Origin of the sequence: Pandoraea faecigallinarum (genome assembly GCF_001029105.3) — a bacterium.
In the GTDB taxonomy this organism is placed as follows: domain Bacteria; phylum Pseudomonadota; class Gammaproteobacteria; order Burkholderiales; family Burkholderiaceae; genus Pandoraea; species Pandoraea faecigallinarum.
Map to the genome: position 1 here is coordinate 2,062,136 of NZ_CP011807.3, position 21,493 is coordinate 2,083,628.

General features: G+C 63.8%; 20 protein-coding genes. 14 read left to right on the forward strand and 6 right to left on the reverse strand.

The annotated features are described in order from the left end of the window. Positions 1–302 precede the first annotated feature (302 nt). The 3 genes from AB870_RS09290 to AB870_RS09300 form a co-directional block, all read right to left on the reverse strand. Positions 303–644, reverse strand: coding sequence for a DUF4148 domain-containing protein (locus AB870_RS09290; protein ID WP_047907775.1), 342 nt, complete (start codon positions 642–644; stop codon positions 303–305). 282 nt (positions 645–926) lie between these two features. Beyond that, complete coding sequence (locus AB870_RS09295) at positions 927–1,544, reverse strand: LysE family translocator (RefSeq protein WP_047907776.1); 618 nt, start codon at positions 1,542–1,544, stop codon at positions 927–929. Positions 1,545–1,590: 46 nt separating this feature from the next. Next, entirely contained in the window at positions 1,591–2,061 is a 471-nt protein-coding gene (locus tag AB870_RS09300) for a rhodanese-like domain-containing protein (protein WP_047907777.1), read from the reverse strand. A 481-nt stretch (positions 2,062–2,542) separates the two neighbouring features. Between AB870_RS09300 and glnA the strand changes: the two genes are divergently transcribed. The 6 genes from glnA (at position 2,543) to AB870_RS09330 (ending at position 12,529) form a co-directional block, all read left to right on the forward strand. Then, entirely contained in the window at positions 2,543–3,958 is a 1,416-nt protein-coding gene (gene glnA / locus AB870_RS09305; protein WP_044455458.1) for a type I glutamate--ammonia ligase, read from the forward strand. A 359-nt stretch (positions 3,959–4,317) separates the two neighbouring features. After that, complete coding sequence (gene glnL / locus AB870_RS09310; RefSeq protein ID WP_047909017.1) at positions 4,318–5,424, forward strand: nitrogen regulation protein NR(II); 1,107 nt, start codon at positions 4,318–4,320, stop codon at positions 5,422–5,424. A 62-nt stretch (positions 5,425–5,486) separates the two neighbouring features. Continuing rightward, positions 5,487–7,064: a nitrogen regulation protein NR(I) gene (ntrC, locus tag AB870_RS09315; protein WP_047907778.1), complete on the forward strand. Its 1,578-nt coding sequence runs from the start codon at positions 5,487–5,489 to the stop codon at positions 7,062–7,064. 69 nt (positions 7,065–7,133) lie between these two features. Further along, positions 7,134–8,015, forward strand: a complete 882-nt coding sequence (gene rfbD, locus AB870_RS09320; RefSeq protein WP_047907779.1) for a dTDP-4-dehydrorhamnose reductase — start codon at positions 7,134–7,136, stop codon at positions 8,013–8,015. A 128-nt stretch (positions 8,016–8,143) separates the two neighbouring features. Beyond that, complete coding sequence (locus AB870_RS09325; RefSeq protein WP_167362692.1) at positions 8,144–11,287, forward strand: pentapeptide repeat-containing protein; 3,144 nt, start codon at positions 8,144–8,146, stop codon at positions 11,285–11,287. A gap of 249 nt (positions 11,288–11,536) precedes the next feature. Then, positions 11,537–12,529, forward strand: coding sequence for a flagellar brake protein (locus AB870_RS09330; RefSeq protein ID WP_084663500.1), 993 nt, complete (start codon positions 11,537–11,539; stop codon positions 12,527–12,529). 82 nt (positions 12,530–12,611) lie between these two features. On the opposite strand, the gene xth is transcribed toward AB870_RS09330, so the two are convergent. Together xth and AB870_RS09340 are read right to left on the reverse strand one after the other, a co-directional pair. Then, the gene (xth, locus tag AB870_RS09335) at positions 12,612–13,391 is read right to left on the reverse strand and encodes an exodeoxyribonuclease III (protein WP_047907781.1); all 780 of its coding nucleotides are present in this window, start codon (positions 13,389–13,391) and stop codon (positions 12,612–12,614) included. A gap of 28 nt (positions 13,392–13,419) precedes the next feature. Next, entirely contained in the window at positions 13,420–14,133 is a 714-nt protein-coding gene (locus AB870_RS09340) for a riboflavin synthase (RefSeq protein ID WP_047907782.1), read from the reverse strand. 124 nt (positions 14,134–14,257) lie between these two features. On the opposite strand from AB870_RS09340, the gene AB870_RS09345 reads away from it, so the two are divergent. Both AB870_RS09345 and AB870_RS09350 read left to right on the forward strand, forming a co-directional pair. Then, entirely contained in the window at positions 14,258–14,512 is a 255-nt protein-coding gene (locus tag AB870_RS09345) for a hypothetical protein (RefSeq protein WP_047907783.1), read from the forward strand. Between the two features lie 99 nt (positions 14,513–14,611). After that, positions 14,612–14,827 carry a hypothetical protein gene (locus tag AB870_RS09350; RefSeq protein ID WP_047907784.1) on the forward strand — a complete coding sequence of 72 codons (216 nt, stop codon included), beginning with the start codon at positions 14,612–14,614 and terminating at the stop codon, positions 14,825–14,827. Positions 14,828–15,007: 180 nt separating this feature from the next. Here the strand turns inward: AB870_RS09350 and AB870_RS09355 are convergent, their stop codons facing one another. After that, positions 15,008–16,090, reverse strand: coding sequence for a calcium:cation antiporter (locus AB870_RS09355; RefSeq protein WP_047907785.1), 1,083 nt, complete (start codon positions 16,088–16,090; stop codon positions 15,008–15,010). A 377-nt stretch (positions 16,091–16,467) separates the two neighbouring features. Here AB870_RS09355 and AB870_RS09360 point away from each other — a divergent pair, with 377 nt between their 5' ends. The 6 genes from AB870_RS09360 to AB870_RS09385 all read left to right on the forward strand — a co-directional run bounded on the left by AB870_RS09360 (position 16,468) and on the right by AB870_RS09385 (position 21,491). After that, positions 16,468–17,205: a FadR/GntR family transcriptional regulator gene (locus AB870_RS09360; protein ID WP_047907786.1), complete on the forward strand. Its 738-nt coding sequence runs from the start codon at positions 16,468–16,470 to the stop codon at positions 17,203–17,205. Then, positions 17,202–17,957: an SDR family oxidoreductase gene (locus tag AB870_RS09365; RefSeq protein WP_047907787.1), complete on the forward strand. Its 756-nt coding sequence runs from the start codon at positions 17,202–17,204 to the stop codon at positions 17,955–17,957. Before AB870_RS09360 ends, AB870_RS09365 begins: the two co-directional genes overlap by 4 nt. Before the next feature lie 19 nt (positions 17,958–17,976). Then, complete coding sequence (locus AB870_RS09370) at positions 17,977–18,837, forward strand: fumarylacetoacetate hydrolase family protein (RefSeq protein WP_047909020.1); 861 nt, start codon at positions 17,977–17,979, stop codon at positions 18,835–18,837. 149 nt (positions 18,838–18,986) lie between these two features. After that, entirely contained in the window at positions 18,987–19,748 is a 762-nt protein-coding gene (locus AB870_RS09375) for an SDR family NAD(P)-dependent oxidoreductase (protein WP_047907788.1), read from the forward strand. Positions 19,749–19,947: 199 nt separating this feature from the next. Next, positions 19,948–20,619 carry a DNA-3-methyladenine glycosylase I gene (locus AB870_RS09380; protein WP_047909021.1) on the forward strand — a complete coding sequence of 224 codons (672 nt, stop codon included), beginning with the start codon at positions 19,948–19,950 and terminating at the stop codon, positions 20,617–20,619. Further along, positions 20,619–21,491, forward strand: a complete 873-nt coding sequence (locus tag AB870_RS09385; protein ID WP_047907789.1) for a 23S rRNA (adenine(2030)-N(6))-methyltransferase RlmJ — start codon at positions 20,619–20,621, stop codon at positions 21,489–21,491. The genes AB870_RS09380 and AB870_RS09385 overlap by 1 nt, the downstream gene beginning before the upstream one ends. Positions 21,492–21,493 lie beyond the last annotated feature (2 nt).

Consider the following 21,493-nt stretch of genomic DNA (forward strand, 5'->3'; position numbering starts at 1 on the left):
GACAGGAGACACGCCCGTGGGGAAAACCGTCGGCGCCTGCCGGGCCGTAAGGGAAGAGAACCGGCCGGAATGCATGACGATTTGCCCGTAACTTCATGGGCGGGCGTGGGCGCGCGCCTGTCGGCGGGACATCGGGGCGGACGATAACGTCTCGAAAGGAGATGGCGGGCTGACGAGGTAACGAGGCGACGCAGCGCAGGTCGACGATGCCGGTCAATCTGAGTGCGTCGCGTCATGTTGCCGGAGGCTGACAACATGACGAGGGACGGCACTGTCGCGCAGGCACATGCCCGCACAGCAGCTTACGGATTCGAGTACTTCATCTCGCCGTTCTGACGTGCGCGCACCAGTTCGTCGTAGACCTGCGTGCGCGTCTTGCCCGGCAGGTTCGCGTTGTTCATCGTCTTGAACGCCGGGTACTCATAGTCGTTTTGCGGAATCAGCCCCTGGGCGCGCGCTTCGATCAATTGCTCGCGGACTTGCTCACGCGTGAGCTGCGTCGTTTGCGGTACCCATGCGTACGGCGAGCCGTCGGGATAGGCGTCGCTGGTCAGACGCGATTGGGCGGATTGGGCGAATGCGGAACCTGCGGCGGCGGCCATCATGGTCGAGATCAATGCGGATGCAATCAGCTTGCGATTCATGGCGATAACTCCTGTTTTTCTGTGCTGCCGGGCGCGTCGTGCGCGACCGTTGAAGCCAGTCTATGCTTGTGGCTATCACGGAAAAACGGCAATTAAGCCAATAAATACTTACGCAGATCGCAACAATGTCCGGGAGGGTCCGTCCGAATGAGAATTCGAACCGATGACGAATCCAGGACGGGAGTACGCCATAAAAAACGCCACCCGAAGGTGGCGTCGTTCGTTCCCCGCCGTTCGTTGCTGCCACTCGCTTTTCGCTAAGTGCGCAGGCGCCCGCGACGATCAGCGCGTTGCGATAGCGACGGCCGCGCCCGCCATGACCGTGCCGGTGGCGCGGTTCAGTCGCTTGACGGCGCGTGCCGAACTCAGCAGACGCCGGGCGCGTGCGGCGAGTGCAATGTAGCTGCCGAAAACGATGGCGAGAACTGTCAGCGTGACGGCCACGACTTCGACATAACCGAGCGCCGTCACCCGCGCCAGGTCGAGCAGGTTGGGCAGCAGCGCGAAGTAGAACACGACGACCTTCGGGTTGCCCATCGTGACCGACAAGCCGCCAAGAAACAGTCGCCACGTTTTCTCGCGCGGCGCCGCCGCCATGGGTTCGGTCGGCGCAATGGCCGGGGCGTGCCACATCTTCCAGGCGAGATAAAGAAGATAGGCAGCCCCCGCGTACTTGATGGCGAGGAACACGCCCGAGAACGTATGCGCCAGTGCGGCGACACCGAGCACGGCAAGTGTGAGCCACACGACGTCGCCGATCGCCACGCCGGCGCTAAAGGCGATGGCGCCCTGTGTGCCGCGCCCGAGCACGCGCGCGACGATCGCCGCGATTCCCGGCCCGGGAGTGCCTGCGCCCACGAACAACGCGAGCGCAAAAGTCAGCAAGTGCGTCCAGTCCATCGTGCGTCTCCTCGCGTCGATGACGATCAGTGTTGTCCGAAAAGACTCAGGCACCCAGCCATGGCAGCCCGCGGAAGCACCAGCCGCTCACGTTCTTGCGATGGCCTTTACCGTCCTTGTCGCCTTCAAAGCCTTCGAGAATGTCGAACGACTGGACGAAGCCCGCTTCATAGGCGACCTTTGCGGCCGCCTTCGAGCGGGCGGCGCTGCGGCACAGGAACAGCAGCGGGGTGTTCTTGTCCGGCGTGTGCGAGGTGAGCTGTTCGAGGAAATGTTCGTTGGGTACGCCACCCGGGTAGCGCACCCACTCGACGTGTGCGTACTGACGGTCCGGCACTTGCGGGCGACCGACCCAATCGAGTTCGGCGCGCGTGCGCACGTCGATCAGCCGGACGCTGTCGTCCGCCGTCAACAGTTCCAGCGCTTCTTCCGGGGTGACCGCGCCTGCGTAGGCGAGTTGCCCCGTGGCACGACGTTGCATGGCTCGGTCGAGAATGGCTTTTGCGCTCGTTGTCATATTGCTGTGATCTCGTTGGTCGATGGTGATCCTTCATTCTAGCGTGCGGCAAACGCGAGAAGCACGTTTCGTGAAGGGTGGCGCTTTGGGCATTGCCCGAATATTTTCCGATTCCGGCGCACGGTTGTGTCGATGGCGCATTATGACGGTGCAGACGGGCGCACAACTTCGGATCGGAATCCCCGAACAAATGCACCTAAACAGTGCATAATTCGAAAGTGCTCCAAATTTGTGACATTTTGGTGCGCTACGCACCGAAATGGAGAATCGACGCCCGCCAGCGGGAATTCGGGGTTGGGCGCACCAGCATCGATTATTTCCTTAGAAATCAGTGGGCGGCGACGAGCGGCAACAGGCGAATTGGGCGTTGGCACGCTTCCTGCTTGTCAACGGCGAATCCGAACACGGAGTTCGTTAAGAGGGTGCGGCGACGCGGGCGATGAGCGCCGGCAGCGCCAGATTGAATCTTTCGGGAGATAGCATGAGCAAATCTGTGGCAGATGTGATGAACCTGGTTAAGGAAGAAGACGTCAAGTTCGTCGACTTCCGCTTTACGGACACGCGCGGCAAGGAGCAGCACGTCTCGGTGCCCGTGTCGCACTTCGACGCTGACAAGTTCGAAAGCGGCCACGCTTTCGACGGTTCGTCGATTGCCGGCTGGAAGGGCATCGAAGCCTCGGACATGCTGCTGGTGCCGGACGCCAACACCGCCTATATCGATCCGTTCTACGAAGAAAGCACGCTGGTGCTGACCTGCGACGTGATCGAACCGGCCGACGGCAAGGGTTACGACCGCGATCCGCGCTCCATCGCCAAGCGCGCCGAAGCCTATCTGAAGAGCACGGGCCTGGGCGACACCGCCTTCTTCGGTCCGGAGCCGGAGTTCTTCATTTTCGACTCGGTCCAGTGGAATACGGACATGTCGGGCACGTTCGTGAAGATCAATTCGGAAGAAGCGCCGTGGTCGTCGTCGAAGGACTTCGAAGGCGGCAACACCGGCCACCGTCCGGGCACGAAGGGCGGTTACTTCCCGGTCGCACCGGTCGACACGTTCCAGGACATGCGCTCGGAAATGTGCCTGTTGCTCGAACAACTGGGCGTGCCGGTCGAAGTGCACCACCACGAAGTCGCGGGCCAGGGCCAGAACGAAATCGGCACGAAGTTCTCGACGCTGGTCGAGCGCGCCGACTGGACGCAGATCCTGAAGTACGTCGTGCACAACGTCGCGCATAGCTACGGCAAGACGGCCACGTTCATGCCGAAGCCGATCGTCGGCGACAACGGCTCGGGCATGCACATCCACCAATCGATCTGGAAGGATGGTCAGAACCTGTTCGCCGGTAATGGCTACGGCGGTCTGTCGGAATTCGCGCTGTACTACATCGGCGGGATCATCAAGCACGCCCGCGCCCTGAACGCGATCGTGAACCCGTCGACGAACTCGTACAAGCGTCTCGTGCCGCACTTCGAAGCGCCGGTGAAGCTGGCCTACTCGGCCCGTAACCGTTCGGCCTCGATCCGTATTCCGTACGTTGCCAACCCGAAGGGCCGCCGCATCGAGGCGCGTTTCCCGGACCCGATGGCCAACCCGTACCTGGCTTTCTCGGCCATGCTGATGGCCGGTCTGGATGGCGTGCAGAACAAGATTCACCCGGGCGAAGCCGCCGACAAAAACCTGTATGACCTGCCGCCGGAAGAGGATGCAAAGATCCCGACCGTGTGCGCAAGCCTCGAACAGGCGCTGGAGTACCTGAACGAAGACCGCGAGTTCCTGACCCGCGGCGGCGTGTTCACCGACGGCATGCTCGATTCGTACATCGCACTCAAGACGGACGAAGCGCGCCGTGTGGCAATGACCACGCACCCGCTCGAGTTCGAAATGTACTACTCGCTGTAATCGAAGCGCTGCGCAGGGAATGCGCCGGCATGACGGAACGCCAGCGGCCGACCGTCATGCTCGACACGCACGGGGGGATGGCCGCGGCCGTCCCCCTTTTTTATCCGTCGCGTTCGGCGCAAGGGCATTCCCGTTTGGCTTTCTGTTTTTCCCTCATGGCTGCCGCAACGCATGCCATGAACTTATCGCCTCGAACCTAGATGAAAAGTGTCCGCGCTGGTGAGAAGGGGCAGACGAAGCGAGCCGCGCAGGCCGCCGCCGACAATTCTTCTCCCACCGATTTGACGACCGGCGCCGCCCAGGCGGCGGATCCTGTGGACGGCGCGCATTCCGGCGGCACGGCCGGGGCGCCCGCTCACGTGTCTGCGTGGCATGCGAGCGTCGATCCATGGGAGGCGAAGCTTGCCGCAACCGGGATTCTTCCGGGACTGGAGGCATTGCCGACGGTGCTGTTGGTCCTGGAGAAACATACGTTGCGTGTCGTCTTCGCCAATCCGGCCGCCGAGGCGCTGCTCGCGCTGTCGCGCCGCTCGCTCTCGCAGATGACATGGAACGACGTGTTCACGAACGGTGAAGTGCTGTCGTCTACGATGACGGAGCTCATCGCCAATCACTTTCAGACGACGCGCCTCGATTTGGTGCTTGAGCGCACTGCGCAGGAGCCCCTGCATACGCATGCCATCGTGGCGGCACCGGAAGCGGCCCCCGATTTCGTGATCGTCGAACTGATCGAGAACGAACAGAAACTGAAGAACGAACGCGAAGAGCGGATCATCGATCAGGCGTTGATGAACAAGCAGCTCATTCGCAATCTGGCGCACGAAATCAAGAACCCGCTCGGCGGGATTCGCGGTGCCGCGCAGTTGCTGGAGTTCGAGCTCGATCAGCGTGAGTTGCGCGAGTACACCCAGGTCATCATCAAGGAGTCCGACAGACTTCAGACGCTCGTCGACCGCCTGCTGGAGCCGCACCGCCATCCGTATATCGCCACGGATGTGAATATCCACGAAGTGTGCGAGCGCGTGCGTTCGGTGGTGCTCGCCGAATTCCCGCAGGGCTTGTCGATCGAGCGGGACTACGACGTGAGTCTGCCCGACTTTCGTGGCGACAAAGAGCAACTCATTCAGGCGCTGCTCAATATCGTGCGCAACGGCGCCGAAGCCCTGCGCGAGCAGATCGCGCGTGGCGACGCCCGTATCGTATTGCGTACACGGGTGGCGCGAAAGATCACGATTGCCAAGCGCTTGCACAAGCTGGCATTGGAATTGCATGTGATCGACAACGGGCCCGGCATTCCTGCCGACATTCGCGACCGCATCTTCTATCCGCTCGTCTCCGGGCGCGAGGGAGGGAGCGGTCTGGGACTCACACTGGCGCAGTCGTTCATACAGCGTCACGACGGTCTCATCGAATGCGAAAGCCGGCCCGGACGGACGGATTTTCGGATCCTGCTGCCCCTGGGCTGATGCGGCCCTCACGCCGTCGGCCGTAACACGTGCGGCCGGGCATAGACGTTACACGGTGAACAATGAAGCCGATCTGGATAGTAGACGACGACCAATCGATTCGATGGGTGCTGGAAAAGGCACTCTCGCGAGCCAACCTGCCGGTGCGCAGTTTCACCGGCCCGCGCGAAGCCAGCGCGGCGCTCGAACACGACTCGCCGCAGGTGCTTGTCTCGGACATCCGCATGGCGGGCGGCTCCGGACTCGAACTGTTGCAAACCGCCAAGCAACGGCATCCCGGATTGCCGGTCATCATCATGACCGCGTTCTCGGATCTCGACAGTGCCGTGGCGGCTTTTCAGGGCGGAGCGTTCGAATACCTTGCCAAGCCGTTCGACGTGGATCGTGCCGTCGAACTGATTCTGCGTGCCGTCGAAGAAAGCCTTCGTGAAGCCACGGATGACGAGCGCATCACCGAAGAGCCCGAAATTCTCGGGCAGGCGAGCGCGATGCAGGACGTTTTTCGCGCCATCGGCCGTCTGTCGCATTCGAGCGCGACGGTGCTCATCACCGGCGAGTCGGGCTCGGGCAAGGAACTGGTCGCGCGTGCGCTGCACCGTCACTCGCCGCGCGCGTCGGGTCCATTCATTGCGCTCAATACGGCGGCAATCCCGAAAGACTTGCTGGAGTCCGAACTGTTCGGCCACGAGCGCGGGGCATTCACGGGCGCGCAGGCGACGCGTCGCGGACGCTTCGAGCAGGCCGAAAGCGGCACGTTGTTTCTCGACGAAATCGGCGATATGCCGCTGGATTTGCAAACCCGTCTGCTGCGCGTGCTCTCGGACGGCAATTACTACCGGGTCGGCGGGCACAGTCCGATCAAGGCGAACGTTCGCGTGATCGCGGCCACGCACCAGAATCTCGAAGACCGTGTGCGTCAGGGGCTGTTTCGCGAGGATCTGTATCACCGACTGAACGTGATTCGCCTGCGTCTGCCTTCGTTGCGCGAGCGCAGCGAGGACATTCCGCTGCTGGTGCGTCACTTCCTTCAAAAGAGCGCACGCGAACTGGGTGTCGAGACGAAGCGGATCAGCGAAGCCGCGCTCGCGCATCTGACGCGTTTTCCGTTCCCGGGCAACGTGCGCCAATTGGAAAACCTCAGCAACTGGCTGACGGTCATGGCGCCTGCGCAGACTGTGGAAATCAAGGATCTGCCGCCGGAGTTTCAGACAACGGCGCCGATGCCGGGGGCGTCGTCGGCGCAAAGCGCTTATCCGGGGACGGCGGCGGGCGGCGCGGCGGTGCCGACGTCCGGCGGCGGTCATGCCGGATACGGCAGCGCCGGCAACGGATCGTCGGCGCCTGTCGCAGGCGGCGGCAACGTGATGGCAACGGGCGCTGTCGGCCCTGGCGAGACGGCCGGAGTGTCTGGCATGCCGGGCGCCGAGAGTTGGGAGCCGATCTTGCGTCGCGAAGTCGCCCGGCTGCTGCGTTCGGCGTCGCCGGATGTGATGGATCAGCTGACGCGTCGCTTCGAAACCGCGCTGATCAACGAAGCGCTCGACTTTACCCGGGGGCGCAAGGTCGAAGCGGCGAGCCGTCTGGGCATCGGTCGTAACACCATCACGCGAAAGATCCAGGAGCTCGGACTGGAATCCTGAAACTGGAATCCTGAAGCAAAACGGGGTAGGCTCCTTTGTTTCCTCACATCGCGACAAGGGAGCCGTAACATGGCAAGACGTATCCTGTTGACGGGCGCTACCGGACAGGTCGGCTGGGAGTTGGCACGTTGCCTGCAAGGCATGGGCGACGTGCATGCCCCCGGGCGAAACGAAATGGATCTGCTCGATACCGACAGCGTCGCGAAGACCTTGCGCGACTTTGCGCCCGACCTGATCGTCAATCCGGCCGCTTACACGGCCGTCGACCGCGCCGAGACGGACGAAGCGGCCGCGTATCAGGTCAACGCGGTGGTGCCCGGCATCATGGCCGAAGAGGCCCGCCGTCTGGGTGCCCTTGTCGTGCATTACTCCACGGACTACGTTTTCGACGGCACTTCCGCAACGCCGTACCGTGAAGACGAACCCACCAATCCGCAAAACGCCTACGGCCGCACCAAGCTGGCGGGCGAGGCGGCGATTGCCGCGAGCGGCGCAAACCATCTGGTGCTGCGAACCAGTTGGGTGTACGGCACGCGCGGCGCAAACTTCCTCTTGACCGTACAGCGACTGGCCCGCGAGCGCGACGAACTGCGCATCGTGGCGGATCAGCATGGCGCACCAACGTGGTGCCGCACGATTGCCGAGCTGACGTCGCAAGTGCTGGCACGGGGGCTGACCGAGACGGGCGTCGACGCCGATTTCTGGCGCGAGCACGGCGGCCTGTATCACATGACAGCTGCGGGACAGACGACCTGGCACGGCTTCACCGAAGCCATCCTCGATCTGACAGTGCCGGCGAAGCGCCCGAACGTTGTGGCGATTCCGACGTCCGCCTATCCGCTGCCTGCCAAGCGGCCCGCGTACTCGGTGCTCGACAACGGCAAGCTCGCGCGTCGGTTCGGCTTGCGTGCGCCCGACTGGCGTGACGCGCTCAATCTCTGTCTCGCCTGAGGCGACGACCGTCTCGTTCCGGGGATGCGGCTAAATCGGAAATTCCTCAGCCCGCAATTCCCGCGTCTTTCGGCAACATGGTGGCTTTTTGCGCATGCGCACAGACGCGTGCCGAGGAGCGATACATCATGCCGTTTCAACACACGGTTTCATTCGATGGGCAGACCCCGGCCAGTGCGTGGGCGCCGGATCCCGATGCACGCGTGCGAACGGGCGGCCTTGGCGGCGCGGCTTCTTCCGATCTGATGGCCTGCAGCGCGGCGCCTCCCCCGGCGCTGCGTCACGCGATCTTGCGCGCCGATGCCGACGAGCGACGCGAGATTCTGCTCCAGGTGGTATGGCTGACTCACGCGCTTGCGCAGGCGACCGGTCGCCGGTGTCCTGCTCCCGAACGCCTGTGTGGGGCGGAAGAGGCATCCCGGGGTGAATTGCGCTTCGATCGCGCCGCGCTCGAACAGGTGTGGGGCACAAGATTTTCGCATCTGCGGCGCGATGCCCGCGCGGCGGACCTGGCACGCGATATGGTGACGTGGTGTTCGGCAAGCCGCGACGCCGCCTCGCTCGCCAGCCAATGGCACTGGTTTCCCGCCACGGAGCGGGCCTGGCTCAACGTGGCCGCGTTTGCCCATTTGCCGATGCGCGAGTGGCCGGCCCGGCTCCTGAGCGCGGCGTTGACATTGTCGAATTTGCGCGACGCCGTGCTGCCCGATCTCTCGCTCGCCGGTGCCGATCTTCGCGGCATTCGGGCGCCCGGCGCGCAGTTCGGCGGCGGACTGTTCAACGGCGCGCTGTGGTGCGACGCGTCGCTGCGCCGAGCGCGATTCGAGTTCGCGAATCACGTGAACGCCAATTTCGAGGGCGCGGACATGCGCGATATCGGTTTTCGCGCGACCGACCTGAGCGCAGCCCGCATGGTGGAGGCCGATCTTCGCCGTGCGTCGTTTGCGCAGACGGTCATGAGTGGTGCGGACCTGAGCGAGGCACGCTGCGAGGGCGTAGTGTTCGCCAAGGTACGTGCCGACGGCGCGGCATTCCATCGGGCGCAGTTGCATGGCGCACACATGACGGACAGCAGCGCTAGCGGAGTGTCGCTCGTCGGTGTCAAGGCGAAGCGTTCGCGGTGGACGTCGGTCGCGATGGGCAACGGGAGAGCCGCGGGGGCCGATTTGCGAAGTGCCGAATTCCGCGAATGCGATCTGCTCGGCTGGGACGCGCGCGGAGCCATCCTCAATGGCGCGTACTTCGAAGCGTGCGACATGCGCGGCGCGCGATTTTCCGGAGCGAGTCTCAAGCGCATCGCCATTGGGCCGGGTTGCGACCTTCGCGGATCGCAGTGGCACGATGCCCGTCTTCGACTCGACGATGCCCGGTTGCGCGGGTTGCCTCCCGCCGAGCTCGATGCCGTCGTGCAATCGTGGATGACGTTTCCCGTCGATCAGCCAGCGGCGCGTGCGAGCATTTTCCTGCAACTGCTGTCGGCGCTTTCGCGTCGGTCCGGCTGCGCGGCAAGCGGACATGAAACGGCTCCGTCGCTGCATCGACTCCCCGAGCATGTGCAACGTAGCGACTGGCTGGGTCGCGTGCTCGCCACGCACGGAACGATGGACGAGCAGGGCGGGCTCGGCGCGCACACGGCGTTTGCCGCGCTACATGCGCAATGGGTAGCGCATCGATTGGGAGCGCTTACGGATGAGCGGCTCTCGTGCGAGCAAGCGCAATGGGCGTTACCCGCGCTGATGAGCGCGTTGCACCGGCGATGTACCTCGCCATCGCCGACGACGGTCTGGCCGCTCGCTGGCGCGATGACCCAAATCCTTTATTGGGAGAGAGAGGTCGCGGCTGGCGGGAGCGGTGTTGGCGAGGCACGCGCCGAAGCGCTACGTGCGGCGTGGTTCGAAGCGCTTCCGCAGCAGGTGCCTGTAGCGCTATCGGCTGACGGCATCAACGCATTCGACCCGGCGTTTCTCGTACTGATTCGCGCCGATGGTGAAGTCGCGGCTCGCTTGCCGAGAGCGTTGTTTGCGGGGGCGTTGGGATCGTTGGCGGCCGGGCGGGTGAAGGACGGGGGTGTGGCGTTTGCGCATGATCCATTGCCCGGCTGGCGGTGGGTTGGCGCGCGCGTGGTGGTTCGCGACGCGGCGTCGCCCGACGATTTCGTGCCAGGGACAATGCGGAATCTTCAAGGCTTGCTGCGCGGGTTTGGGTGCCTCGCCAACATCTGGCCGATCGAGTGTTCGCTCGAAGCATTTGTCCGGCTCGTTGGACGTTGGCTCGGAGAGGAGGCGCAGAGCAGGGCGAGTGCTGCCTGTCTCGGTACGTGGCGTGCGCCAGGCGAGATGGGCACTGCGGGCGCGGCACCGTCGCCGGGCTTGTCGCGATCGTTCTCTTCATTGCCGTCGCCATCACCATCGCACCCATCGCACCCATCGCACCCATCGCACCCATCGCACCCATCGCACCCGTCACACCCGTCACACCCGTCACACCCGTCACACCTGTCACACCTGTCGCCTTCATCGAACTTGCCGCACGCAACGCACACGTCGCAGACCTCGCTCAGTCTCGCCGACCGGATGGCGACGCTGGTCGGCGAGCCGGCATCGGCCGAGCATGCGAGACTGCGAATCGCGGCGCACGCCGACATCGAAGAGATTTTTCGTGAGTTACCGGTCCTGGCAACGTCGGCCGATGCACCGTTGAACCGCGCGGCGGCGCGCCGGGTGCGACTGGTTTCGCTAGTGGCGGGATTCGCATGGCTGGCAACGCAGCCGGAGTGGTATTTGTCCACGGAGCCGGCGCGCGCGCGGGGCGAGACGCTGGAGAGCATGCGCCTCGCGTGTCGCCGCTACGCGCTGGCGATGCTCAACGAGACGACAATGGGCGACGCGTTATGGCGCCGGTTACCGCAAGCGGCGACATTGCGCGCGTGCCTGTCGAACGACCTAAGTTCGTCACGCCAACTGGCGCAATCGTTGAGCGAGTGGCTGACGTGCGCGGACATTCGTGAGTTGCCGGGGTTGGCCATGGCGTGTCGTCACACCTTGCCGTGGTTCTGGGCCGTCCGTTTTCCACTTCCCCCGGACGTGACGCGTCGGGCCGTGGCGAACTGCGCGCCGGCTTCAGGCGACGCCGAATCCGCAACGGGCCTGAGCGGAGGAACGGATGAGACGAAAGGGGCAAACGCAGGGGGCAACGGCCGCGGCGGTGAAGCAGGCGCGCGGCAAAATGTTCGAAACCGGAATGAGCGACGAAATGAGGGCCGGTTTGCCTGATATTCCGTGATCGGAATCACAGTGCTTTCGTGGTAAAAATACGTACGCGCAATGCGTTGCCTCCACGGGGTGACGCTTCCTGTCGGCGGGCGCGTGACATTGCTGCAAGTTGGCGACATTTGTGAGGTTTTGGCCGCGGATGCCGGCGCGTAGAGGGTCGCCCAAAGATGCGATCCTACGGGCCGGAATGCGGGGAAGGCCAAAGCCTTGTTCCCAGACTCTCAGGGGTTTCGTACCCGACCAGGCATCATGCACTCGACCTGTATTGCGTCAGGCTATCCGGGGTTCGTGGCGGTCAATCGCCGCGAGCTTGACGCACATGCTCCACTTTCCTGGCCTTTGTTCGACGCGGACGGCACACCGTTGCTCGCGGCGGGTGAGCGATTGCCATCCGAAGCCGATCTCGATTGGCTCTTCACCATGTTTGCGCCGCATCGGCCACTGCCCGAGGCCGCGACCACAGGCGAGGCTGCCGGCCGCACGGAGGCGGCAAATTCTGCGGGTTCGGGGGCGTCGTCCGGCACAGGCACGTCGACGGTCTATCTACATGGTTTGCCCGTTCCGCTACCGATTGGCGCGTGGCTCCAGGTGCGCGTCGCGCCTGATGCGCAGACGGCGCGCGTGCGCGCCAGACTGATCGGGCGTGCGCCTAACGGCATGCTCATCATCACGCCGCCGTCGGCGGGCGAGACGCGTTTGCCGGTGCTCGCGGGCGACCGGCTGGCGCTGTGGACTTTTCCCGGGGACAACCTGTACGAATTCACTTGCGACGTGCACAGCGTGCATCAGGGGCCCTTCGATTACGTGGTGCTGTCGCGTCCCTCTCAAGTGCGCGAAACGCCGGTGCGCCGTACGCCGCGCGTAGACACCCGGCTTGTGGCACGTCTGTCGCCTATCGACGAGACCTCGCGCGCGTCGTTCCGGCGGTTGTTGGCCGACCCGCAGGACACGCCCGAGTGGCTCGTGCTGGTGCGCGACATCAGCGCGGACGGCGCCGGCATTGTCGCAAAAGCCCCGTTGCCCGAGGGATGTACTCACGTCGCACTGCAATTTCGTGTGCCGATCGGCGCCGACATCGTGCCTATCCTGGGGATGGCGGTGGTGCGGGGCGTGGAAGGACCGCGCACCGACGGCACGTGGACCTACGGTCTCGAATTCGTGCAAATGGACACGCGCAACAAGGCGGCGATTCGCTGCTTCGTGTACGAGTCCCGCCTGACGGATCCGCGCGCCAGTCACTGACACGTACGTGGTGCACTGTCAGGAAAACGGCACCCGCGGGTGCCGTTTTCCGTGTTGGCCCGGTTGCCTGCCGAGATGTGCGTCAGTCCTTGAACGTGGCCACCACCGGCGTGTGATCCGACGGCTGCTCCCAGGTGCGGGGCACGCGGTCGATTTCGCAACCGGTGCAGCGCTCGGCGAGGGCGGCGGAGGCAAGGACGTGGTCGATGCGCAGCCCGGCATTGCGGCGGAAGGCGCCCATCCGGTAGTCCCACCAACTGAAAGTCTTCTCCGGCTGCTCGAACATACGGAACGTGTCGCGCAACCCCAGACCTTGCAGACGCGCAAAAGCTTGACGTTCCTGCGGCGACACCAGATTGCAGCCTTCCCATTTCGCCGGATCGTGTACATCGCGATCTTCGGGAGCGATGTTGTAATCGCCGAGCAGGGCGAGTTGCGGGTGACGTTGCAATTCGCCCGACAGCCAATGCGTAAGCGCGTCGAGCCAGTTCAGTTTGTAGGCGAACTTGTCCGATTCGAGCGACTGGCCGTTGGGAAAGTAGCCGCAAACCACGCGCACACCGCCGACAGTCGCCGTGATGAGACGCTGCTGTTCGTCGGGGAAGTTGGGCAGGTTCTTCACGATGTCGGTCGCTTCGCCCACTTTCGCGTGATTGACCAGCAGCGCGACGCCGTTATAAGTCTTCTGTCCGGTGAAGTGCGACGTATAGCCGAGCGCGGCGATCTCGGCAACCGGAAAGTTCTCGTCGGTCAGCTTCAGTTCCTGAAGACAGAGGACGTCGACCGGATTGCTGCGCAGCCAATCCTGCACGTGACCGATGCGAACCTTGAGCGAGTTGATGTTCCAGGTGGCAAGTTGCATGTATTTCCTTGGAGAGTGTGCGCCTGGCTCAGGCCTTGTCGGCCGGTAATTTCGGCACGCCGACGAAGTCTTCTAGCGAAAGTCCCTTTTCCCTGAGCAGGGCTTCAAGCACCGGTTGCATGCGGCCGAGGCTTTCCTGCACGGCTTCGCGCACCGTGTCGACCACCACCTGCGTGCTGCGCTCGATCTCGATATTGACGCGAGCGCCGGCGCCCTTGTCCTCGAACGTCGTCATGCGGCGCGTCTCCGGAATCAACCAGACTTCGAACCAGCCTTCCTGTCGATTGACCTCCGAGACCGTCAGGCTTGCACCGTTGATCGCGATATAGCCTTTCGCGAAGACATATTTGCGGAATGCTTCGGGAATGGCGATGCGCAGCACACGGTTCGTATCCGAAGTCCGCACGCTGATGATGTCCGTCGAGAAATCGATGTGACCCGAGAGCGGATGACCGCCGATCTCCGCGCCATCCTTGGCGGCGCGCTCCACGTTGACCCGCGCGCCGGGGCCGAAACTGCCGAGCGTCGTCACGTTCAGACTCTGAAGGATGACGTCGAAGGAGGCGGCATTCGGCGAGAGCAATTGGGTGACCGTCAGGCAGCAGCCATCGACGGCGACACTGGCCCCGAGCGTGAGGTCTTCGCAGAAGCCTTCGGGAAACGCCAGTTCGAGCGTGCGCATGCCGTCTCGATCTTCGATGGACGACAGCGTAGCCGTGCCTTGAACAATTCCGGTGAACATCGTGATGTCGGTAATAAGAGTCGTGGGTTGCTATGCCGCAGTATTCTACTGCGTAGCGACGATATGCCGCTCGTCGTGCGTCGTGCTACGATGCCGCCTTTTCACGGGATCTCGACAGATCGCTATGGGTTTCGAAGGCTGCCTGCTGGCGGACGACTTTTACTATTGGGCGGAGACGTCGCCCGCGCCGGACGGGCGGTTTTACGGAGTGGTGCATTTTACGGGATGGCGCGATGTGGACGACGTCATCGAGTCGCTGGACCCGCCGCTGACTCACACCACGCCGGTGGCCCATCGCTGGGCGGGCGACGCGCTCGAAGCAGCGCACGCGCTGGCAAAGACGCTGGCCGCCGAGGGCGAACTGGGCATCGAACCCTGACCGGCCAGTGACGCCCGGACGCACGTTACCCACACGGGGCGACCTGGATATTCAAGCCATCGGGGCACGCCAGGCACTCCAAGCATCACGGACAGCACTATGACTCAGACTAAATTTGAACTTCAGAAGCGTCGCGGCCTGAAGATCGACGCCGGTGTGCGTCGTGGCCCGCCGACGGGCAAGACCGTGGGGGCACGGGGCAAGCGCGGCGCTGGCGGCAGCAAGCTGCTGGGCGCGTTGCTCGGTGCGCCGTCGGAGGAGCCGGGGACTACCGGCGCCGAGAAGACCGTTGAGCCAGGGAAGTCGAAGGCCTGACGGCATTCCCCGCTGACGGTATGTCGCTCTCGACCCGCGCGTCCGCGCCAGGTCTTTGCAACGTTTATCGTCGATTCAAGGGGCGATTCAAGGGGCAATCAAGGGGCAATTCAATAGCGAATCGCGCAGCATTTGGCGCGGCAATTCAAGGCGTGGCGCGCGGGAAGATTCGCACACCGTTCAGGGTACGATCGCCAGGAACAGGAAGGCGGCGAACAGCACCAGGTGAACGGCACCTTGGAGCACCGTGGTGCGTCCGGTACCCAGCGTAATCACGCCAACGAGCAGCGTTACCGCGAGCAGGACCGTTTCCTTCGGCGCAAGTCCAAGCTCGATCTGTTGATCGAGCACCAACGAGACCGCGGCCACTGTCGGAATCGTCAGTCCAATGGACGCCAGCGCCGAGCCAAGCGCGAGATTCAGGCTCGTCTGAAGCTTGTTGGCCCGGGCCGCGCGCAACGCCGCCAACCCTTCGGGCAGCAGCACCAACGCGGCAATCACGATACCGACGACCGCCTTGGGCGCGCCTGCCACCGCCACGGCCTGCTCCACGGCGGGCGAGAGTTTCTTCGCCAGTCCCACCACGGCCACCAGCGCCACAACCAGCAATCCCAGACTCAGCACGGCCGTGCGGCGCGAAGGCGGCGGCACGTGCACCTCTTCGCTGGGGGCTTTCGCGAGGAAGTAGTCGCGATGGCTGATGGTCTGCACGAACACGAACACCAGATAAAGCACGAGCGAAATCATGCCCTCGAACGCCAGTTGCGAGGCCGTGAGGCCCGGCCCGAGCACCGAACTCGTGTAGTTCGGCAACACCAGCGTAAGCACGGACAACGCACACAGCACGGCGAGCGCGGCGCTCGCGCCTTCCACATGAAAACCCTGCGTGTGGTGGCGCACCCCCCCGAAGAGCAGGCACAACCCGACGATGCCCGTCGAGACGATCATGATGGCCGCGAAGACAGTATCGCGTGCCAGCCCTGCCTTGTCGGGGCCGCCGGAGAGCATGACCGAGACGATCAGCGCTACTTCGATGATGGTCACGGCCACGGCAAGCACCAGCGTGCCGAACGGCTCGCCGACCTTGTGGGCGACGGTCTCGGCGTGATGCACGGCAGAGAACACGGCCCCGGCAAGGGCGGCCGCGCAGAGCGTAAGCGATGCGGCGTTTGGGAGAAATCCGGCAACACCGAGGGCGACGAGTGCCACGATCGGCATGTACATCGTCCAGTGGCCCAGCTTGGCGGTCTTTGAGGAGGACATCGTCGGAGACTCCAGAATTCGGTCAACAGGGGAAACGGCTGGGTGCGGCAGATCAAGCGACGGCGGGAACCTTGCCCCGATGAGAACCTCGGAGCGACGAATCATGGTCGCAGAAAAGTGACACCCCGACAACAGAAAGGCGTTGACTTGCCGCGACACGGGACACGTGTCGTAAATCCATCGAAAGCCGCATGGACAAACGATCTTGCGCGACCACGCTTTTGACTCCGAGTGGGAATTCGCCGAGAAATTCCATAGGTCGAATGGCGATAAGCGAAAGAAGGCGAGGACACAACGCGGTAAGCGGCTTTTCGCGTTGACATCCAATGCGTGACGGGCGTACTGTTCGTTCATTGGTCTTACCACTAAATGGCGTCATGTCGTTCGATCCCATCGTGCAGGTTTCCGTCTCGGAGCAGGTCGCGCAACGCCTGCTCACGATGATCCGTACCGGACGACTCAAACGCGGCCAGCAATTGCCGCCGGAGCGCGATCTGGCGAGCATGCTCGGTGTCGGTCGTCCGGCGGTTCGCGAGGCGATCCGTGGACTGGCCCTGCTCGGATTGCTGCGTATCCGGCAAGGGGAGGGAACGTTCGTCGGCTCGCTCGAAACGCGCGAACTGCTCGAACCGCTGGAGATGGTGATCGAGCTGAACGCGGGCACGCTCGAAGCGTTGTTCGATGCCCGGCTGGTCATCGAGCCCGGGGTGGCGGCGTTGGCGGCCACGCATATCGGAGACGCGGACATCGCGCGTCTGCATGCTCTCGTCGCCGACGAGCAATCGCTGCTGGGCGATCCCGAAACCTTTTCGGCGGCCGACATGGCGTTTCACGAAACGATCGTCGACGCGTGCGAGAACCCGTTTTTGCAGAGCATCGCGAACAGCCTCTACCTGCTGGGCAAGAAGAGCCGACGTGTGACGTCGCAAGTGGAGGGCGTGCTCGAGCGCAGTCTTCAGGACCATCGCGAGATTCTCGGCGCGCTGGAGGCGCGCGATCCCGAACGCGCGGCGCGGGCGATGCGGCAGCATCTGTGCCGCGTACGTGATGCGTATGCGGCGTCGGCGAACCTCCCCGATCACGAAACCCACTCGCTTACGAGGAGACGCTCATGACTGGCCGGCTGGCGGGAAAAACCGCCGTCATTACGGCGGCGGCACAGGGCATCGGACGCGCCTGCGTCGAAGCCTACTTGCGCGAGGGCGCACGCGTCATCGCGACGGATCTTAACGCAGGCGCGCTCGCGGCATTGGACGGGCACGCCGAGCTGGTGCGTCGTGCGCTGGACGTCACCGACCGTGCGGCCGTGGGCGCGCTGGCTCGCGAACTCGGTGCGATCGACGTGCTATTCAATTGCGCAGGTTTCGTGCATCACGGCTCGATTCTCGAGTGCGACGAAGCGGACTGGGACTTCTCGTTCGATCTGAACGTGAAGAGCATGTACCGCACGACGCGGGCATTTCTACCCGCCATGCTGGCCGCCGGTGGCGGGGCGATCATCAACATGTCGTCGGCGGCTTCGAGCGTGAAGGGGGTGGCCACCCGCTGCGTCTACGGCGCGAGCAAGGCGGCCGTGATCGGGTTGACGAAATCCGTGGCGGCGGACTTCGCCGCGCGGGGGATTCGCTGTAACGCCATCTGTCCGGGGACGGTGGAGTCGCCGTCGTTGCGCCAGCGCATCGCCACGCAGGCGGACGCGGCGGGAACGAGTCAGGCCGCGGTGCGCGAGCAGTTTGTGGCGCGGCAGCCGATGGGGCGTGTCGGCACGCCCGAGGAAATCGCGGCGCTTGCCGTCTATCTGGGTTCGGACGAATCCTCGTTTACTACCGGCGCCATCCATCTGATCGACGGCGGCTGGTCCAACTGATTTCCTAAGGAGAATGGCTTTGAAGCTGCTGCGTTACGGCCCGAAGGGCCAGGAAAAGCCGGGGCTGCTCGATGCAGACGGCCAGGTGCGCGACCTCAGCGGTGTGCTCGCCGACATTACGCCGGACACGTTGGGTGCGCTGGGGCTGGCGGCGCTGCGCGCGCTCGACGTGCACACGTTGCCGGTGGTGGCGTCGCCGGGGCGCTTCGGCGTACCGTTCGCGGGGGTGGGCAAGTTTCTGGCGGTCGGTCTGAACTATAGCGATCATGCCGCCGAGTCGGGGCTGGCCGTGCCGTCCGAGCCGGTGCTGTTCACCAAGTGGGACAACTGTCTGTCGGGGCCCAACGACCCGGTCGTGCTGCCGAAGGGCGCCGTCAAGGGCGATTGGGAAGTCGAGCTGGGCTTTGTGATCGGTACGACCGCGCGTTACGTGCCGCTGGAGCGCGCGCTCGATTACGTCGCCGGCTATTGCGTGGTGAACGACGTTTCCGAGCGCGAATACCAGATCGAGCGCGGCGGCACATGGGACAAGGGCAAAGGGTTCGATACGTTCGGGCCGGTGGGGCCGTGGCTCGTGACGACCGACGAGATTCGCGACCCGCAACAACTCGGACTGTGGCTCGACCTGAACGGTGCGCGTCGTCAGACCGGCAACACGTCGACCATGATTTTCAGTGTGGCCTATCTCGTGCACTACCTGAGCCAGTTCACCACGCTCAGGCCGGGCGATCTGGTGACGACCGGAACGCCTCCGGGCGTTGGCCTCGGTCAGAAGCCGCCGGTTTTCCTCAAGCCGGGCGATGTCATGCGTCTGGGGATCGACGGGCTGGGCGAGCAGACACAGAAGGTCTACGCGTACGATCCGGCTCTGCTCGACTGACGGTGCGTGCCGCGGGCGACCGGATGACTTTCACATCCGCCGTGTACGTTGACGGATGTCCGGCGGTAGCGTGCTCGTCACCGCCTTGCACGGCATAGCGTCGTCGACGTCCGGGACGACATCGACGACAACATTGGGAACGACTCATCATGGAAGACCTGAAAGGTAAATTTGTTCTGATTACGGGCGCGAGCACCGGCATCGGCGCGGCAGCCGCGAAGGCGTTCGCCGCGCAGGGTGCGAACGTGGCCGTGCACTACAACCGTTCCGCGGACAAGGCGCAGGCCGTGGCCCACGCCGTGCGCGCCTATGGCGTGAAAGCCATGACAGTGGCTGCGGACGTGCAGGACACGAACGCGATCGACGCCGCTGTGGCGCACGTGCTCGATGGTTTCGGCCGGATCGACGTGTTGATCAACAACGCAGGCAGCCTCGTCGCGCGTACGCCGTTCACCGACGTGACCGATGCGTACTTCGACGAAGTGCTCAACGTCAACGCGCGCTCGGTTGTCGCCTTCTCCCGCGCGGTGGTGCCGGCGATGCGAAAGCAGGGGGGCGGGGCTATCGTCAACGTGACGTCGATTGCCGCGCGTCACGGCGGCGGACCGGGCGCGCTGATTTATGCCGCGTCCAAAGGCTTCGTCAGCACGCTGACGCGCGGTATGGCCAAGGAGTTGATGGCAGATCGCATTCGTGTGAACGCCGTGTCGCCGGGCGTCATCATGACGCCGTTCCATGAGCAGTTCAGCACGCAGGCGCAGATCGAAGCGTTCCGGCAGAGCATTCCGATGGGGCGCCTCGGCGAGCCGGACGAATGCTCGGGTGCGTTCCTGTATCTCGCGTCGGAAACGCTCGCGAGCTACGTGACCGGTCAGATCATCGAGGTCAACGGCGGGCAGTTGATGGTCTGATTGATGGGGTGATGCCGAAGCCGCATGGGAGTCGTCCATCGTCCCGCTCGGAAAATTCCGCGTTGCCATAGCCTCACCGCCCAAACTCGTGTCGGGCGGCGGGCTATGGGTTCGCATCTTCGGCAATTGCTGGCACACTTGCCCCATTCGTCTGCATACGCGCGCCGTGGTGGCGTGCGGCATCACTATCGAGGGGCAAATGGAACGCTGTCCGTGGAGCGAGGGCTTCGAGCAATACCGTCAGTACCACGATCAGGAGTGGGGCGTGCCGCTGCGCGATTCGCGCGCATTGTTCGAACTGCTGATGCTGGAAGGCGCGCAGGCGGGATTGTCGTGGTCCACGATTCTCAGGAAGCGCGATACCTACCGTCAGGCTTTCCACGATTTCGACCCGGCACGTATTGCGAAGTACGGCCCCGAGGACGAGGCCCGGCTATTGGCCGATCCCGGTATCGTGCGCAATCGTCTGAAAATCGGCGCGGTGATCAAAGGCGCGCGGGCCTACCTCGCGATGGAGGCCGCGGGCACGCGCTTTAGCGACTTCGTCTGGCAATTCGTCGGTGGAGAGCCGTTGCAAAACCGCTGGACGTCGTTGAGCGAGGTGCCGGCAACCTCAGCTGCCTCGGACGCCATGAGCAAAGCGCTCAAGAAAGCCGGCTTCACGTTCGTGGGCTCGACGATCTGTTACTCGTTCATGCAGGCGGCGGGCATGGTGAACGATCATTTGATTGCCTGTCCGCGCCACAAGGCCGTGAAGGCGCTTGCGGCGAACGAGGCGAATGCGGCCAAAAGTGCCATGGCTCTGGCGCGGAAACGCCGGTCCGGGGCGTCGTCAGCTACAATCGCGCCTGACGAATCAGGACCTGCCTAATGTTCAGCTACCGCCACGCCTTCCACGCCGGCAATCACGCCGACGTACTGAAACACTTCATCGCCGTCGAATGTATCGATTACATGCGCCAGAAAGACACGGCGTTCTGGTACATCGATACACACGCCGGCGCGGGCGGCTATTCGCTCGAAGGCAAGTGGGCGGACAAGACGGGCGAGTACGAGACCGGCATCGGTCGTTTGTGGACGCGCAACGATCTGCCTCCGGCGCTGGCCGACTATGTTGCATTGGTGCGCGAGTTCAATCCGGACGGCAAGTTGACGTATTACCCCGGCTCGCCGTATTTCGCGCTGCAGCTGCTGGGCGACCGGGATCGTCTGCGGCTGTTCGAGGCGCATCCGACCGAGCAGGACGTGCTGCGCGAGAATTTCGAAGCACAGGGTCGTGTTGTCGCGCGGCGTACGATGATTTTCGGTGCCGATGGCTTCGCGGGCCTGAAGACAATTCTGCCGCCGGCCCCGCGCCGGGCCTTCACACTCATCGACCCATCGTACGAAGACAAGCGCGATTACACGCGCACGACACAGACCGTTCAGGAAGGCCTGGACCGATTCCCGACCGGGATGTATGCCGTGTGGTATCCGCTGGTGCAACGCCGGGAGGCGGCGCAACTCCCCGAGCGCATGAAACGGCTCACGATCGACGGGAAGCCGATCAGGAATTGGCTGCAAGTCGAGTTGAATGTCTGCAATCCTGTGCCGGGCGGCATGGGCTTGCATGGCAGCGGCATGTTTATCGTCAACCCGCCGTACATGCTGCACGACACGTTGAAGACGACGATGCCCTACCTCGTCAAAGCGCTGGGTCAGGACAAGGGAGCGAAGTGTCTGCTCGACGGTAAGCAGAGCTGAGG

Excerpts from the sequence above, each read along its gene's own strand:
- AB870_RS09290 (WP_047907775.1), bottom strand. The coding sequence starts at position 644 with ATGAATCGCAAGCTGATTGCATCCGCATTGATCTCGACCATGATGGCC.
- AB870_RS09295 (WP_047907776.1), bottom strand. The coding sequence starts at position 1,544 with ATGGACTGGACGCACTTGCTGACTTTTGCGCTCGCGTTGTTCGTGGGC.
- AB870_RS09300 (WP_047907777.1), bottom strand. The coding sequence starts at position 2,061 with ATGACAACGAGCGCAAAAGCCATTCTCGACCGAGCCATGCAACGTCGT.
- glnA (WP_044455458.1), top strand. The coding sequence starts at position 2,543 with ATGAGCAAATCTGTGGCAGATGTGATGAACCTGGTTAAGGAAGAAGAC.
- ntrC (WP_047907778.1), top strand. The coding sequence starts at position 5,487 with ATGAAGCCGATCTGGATAGTAGACGACGACCAATCGATTCGATGGGTG.
- rfbD (WP_047907779.1), top strand. The coding sequence starts at position 7,134 with ATGGCAAGACGTATCCTGTTGACGGGCGCTACCGGACAGGTCGGCTGG.
- AB870_RS09325 (WP_167362692.1), top strand. The coding sequence starts at position 8,144 with ATGCCGTTTCAACACACGGTTTCATTCGATGGGCAGACCCCGGCCAGT.
- AB870_RS09330 (WP_084663500.1), top strand. The coding sequence starts at position 11,537 with ATGCACTCGACCTGTATTGCGTCAGGCTATCCGGGGTTCGTGGCGGTC.
- xth (WP_047907781.1), bottom strand. The coding sequence starts at position 13,391 with ATGCAACTTGCCACCTGGAACATCAACTCGCTCAAGGTTCGCATCGGT.
- AB870_RS09340 (WP_047907782.1), bottom strand. The coding sequence starts at position 14,133 with ATGTTCACCGGAATTGTTCAAGGCACGGCTACGCTGTCGTCCATCGAA.
- AB870_RS09345 (WP_047907783.1), top strand. The coding sequence starts at position 14,258 with ATGGGTTTCGAAGGCTGCCTGCTGGCGGACGACTTTTACTATTGGGCG.
- AB870_RS09350 (WP_047907784.1), top strand. The coding sequence starts at position 14,612 with ATGACTCAGACTAAATTTGAACTTCAGAAGCGTCGCGGCCTGAAGATC.
- AB870_RS09355 (WP_047907785.1), bottom strand. The coding sequence starts at position 16,090 with ATGTCCTCCTCAAAGACCGCCAAGCTGGGCCACTGGACGATGTACATG.
- AB870_RS09360 (WP_047907786.1), top strand. The coding sequence starts at position 16,468 with ATGTCGTTCGATCCCATCGTGCAGGTTTCCGTCTCGGAGCAGGTCGCG.
- AB870_RS09365 (WP_047907787.1), top strand. The coding sequence starts at position 17,202 with ATGACTGGCCGGCTGGCGGGAAAAACCGCCGTCATTACGGCGGCGGCA.
- AB870_RS09375 (WP_047907788.1), top strand. The coding sequence starts at position 18,987 with ATGGAAGACCTGAAAGGTAAATTTGTTCTGATTACGGGCGCGAGCACC.
- AB870_RS09380 (WP_047909021.1), top strand. The coding sequence starts at position 19,948 with ATGGAACGCTGTCCGTGGAGCGAGGGCTTCGAGCAATACCGTCAGTAC.
- AB870_RS09385 (WP_047907789.1), top strand. The coding sequence starts at position 20,619 with ATGTTCAGCTACCGCCACGCCTTCCACGCCGGCAATCACGCCGACGTA.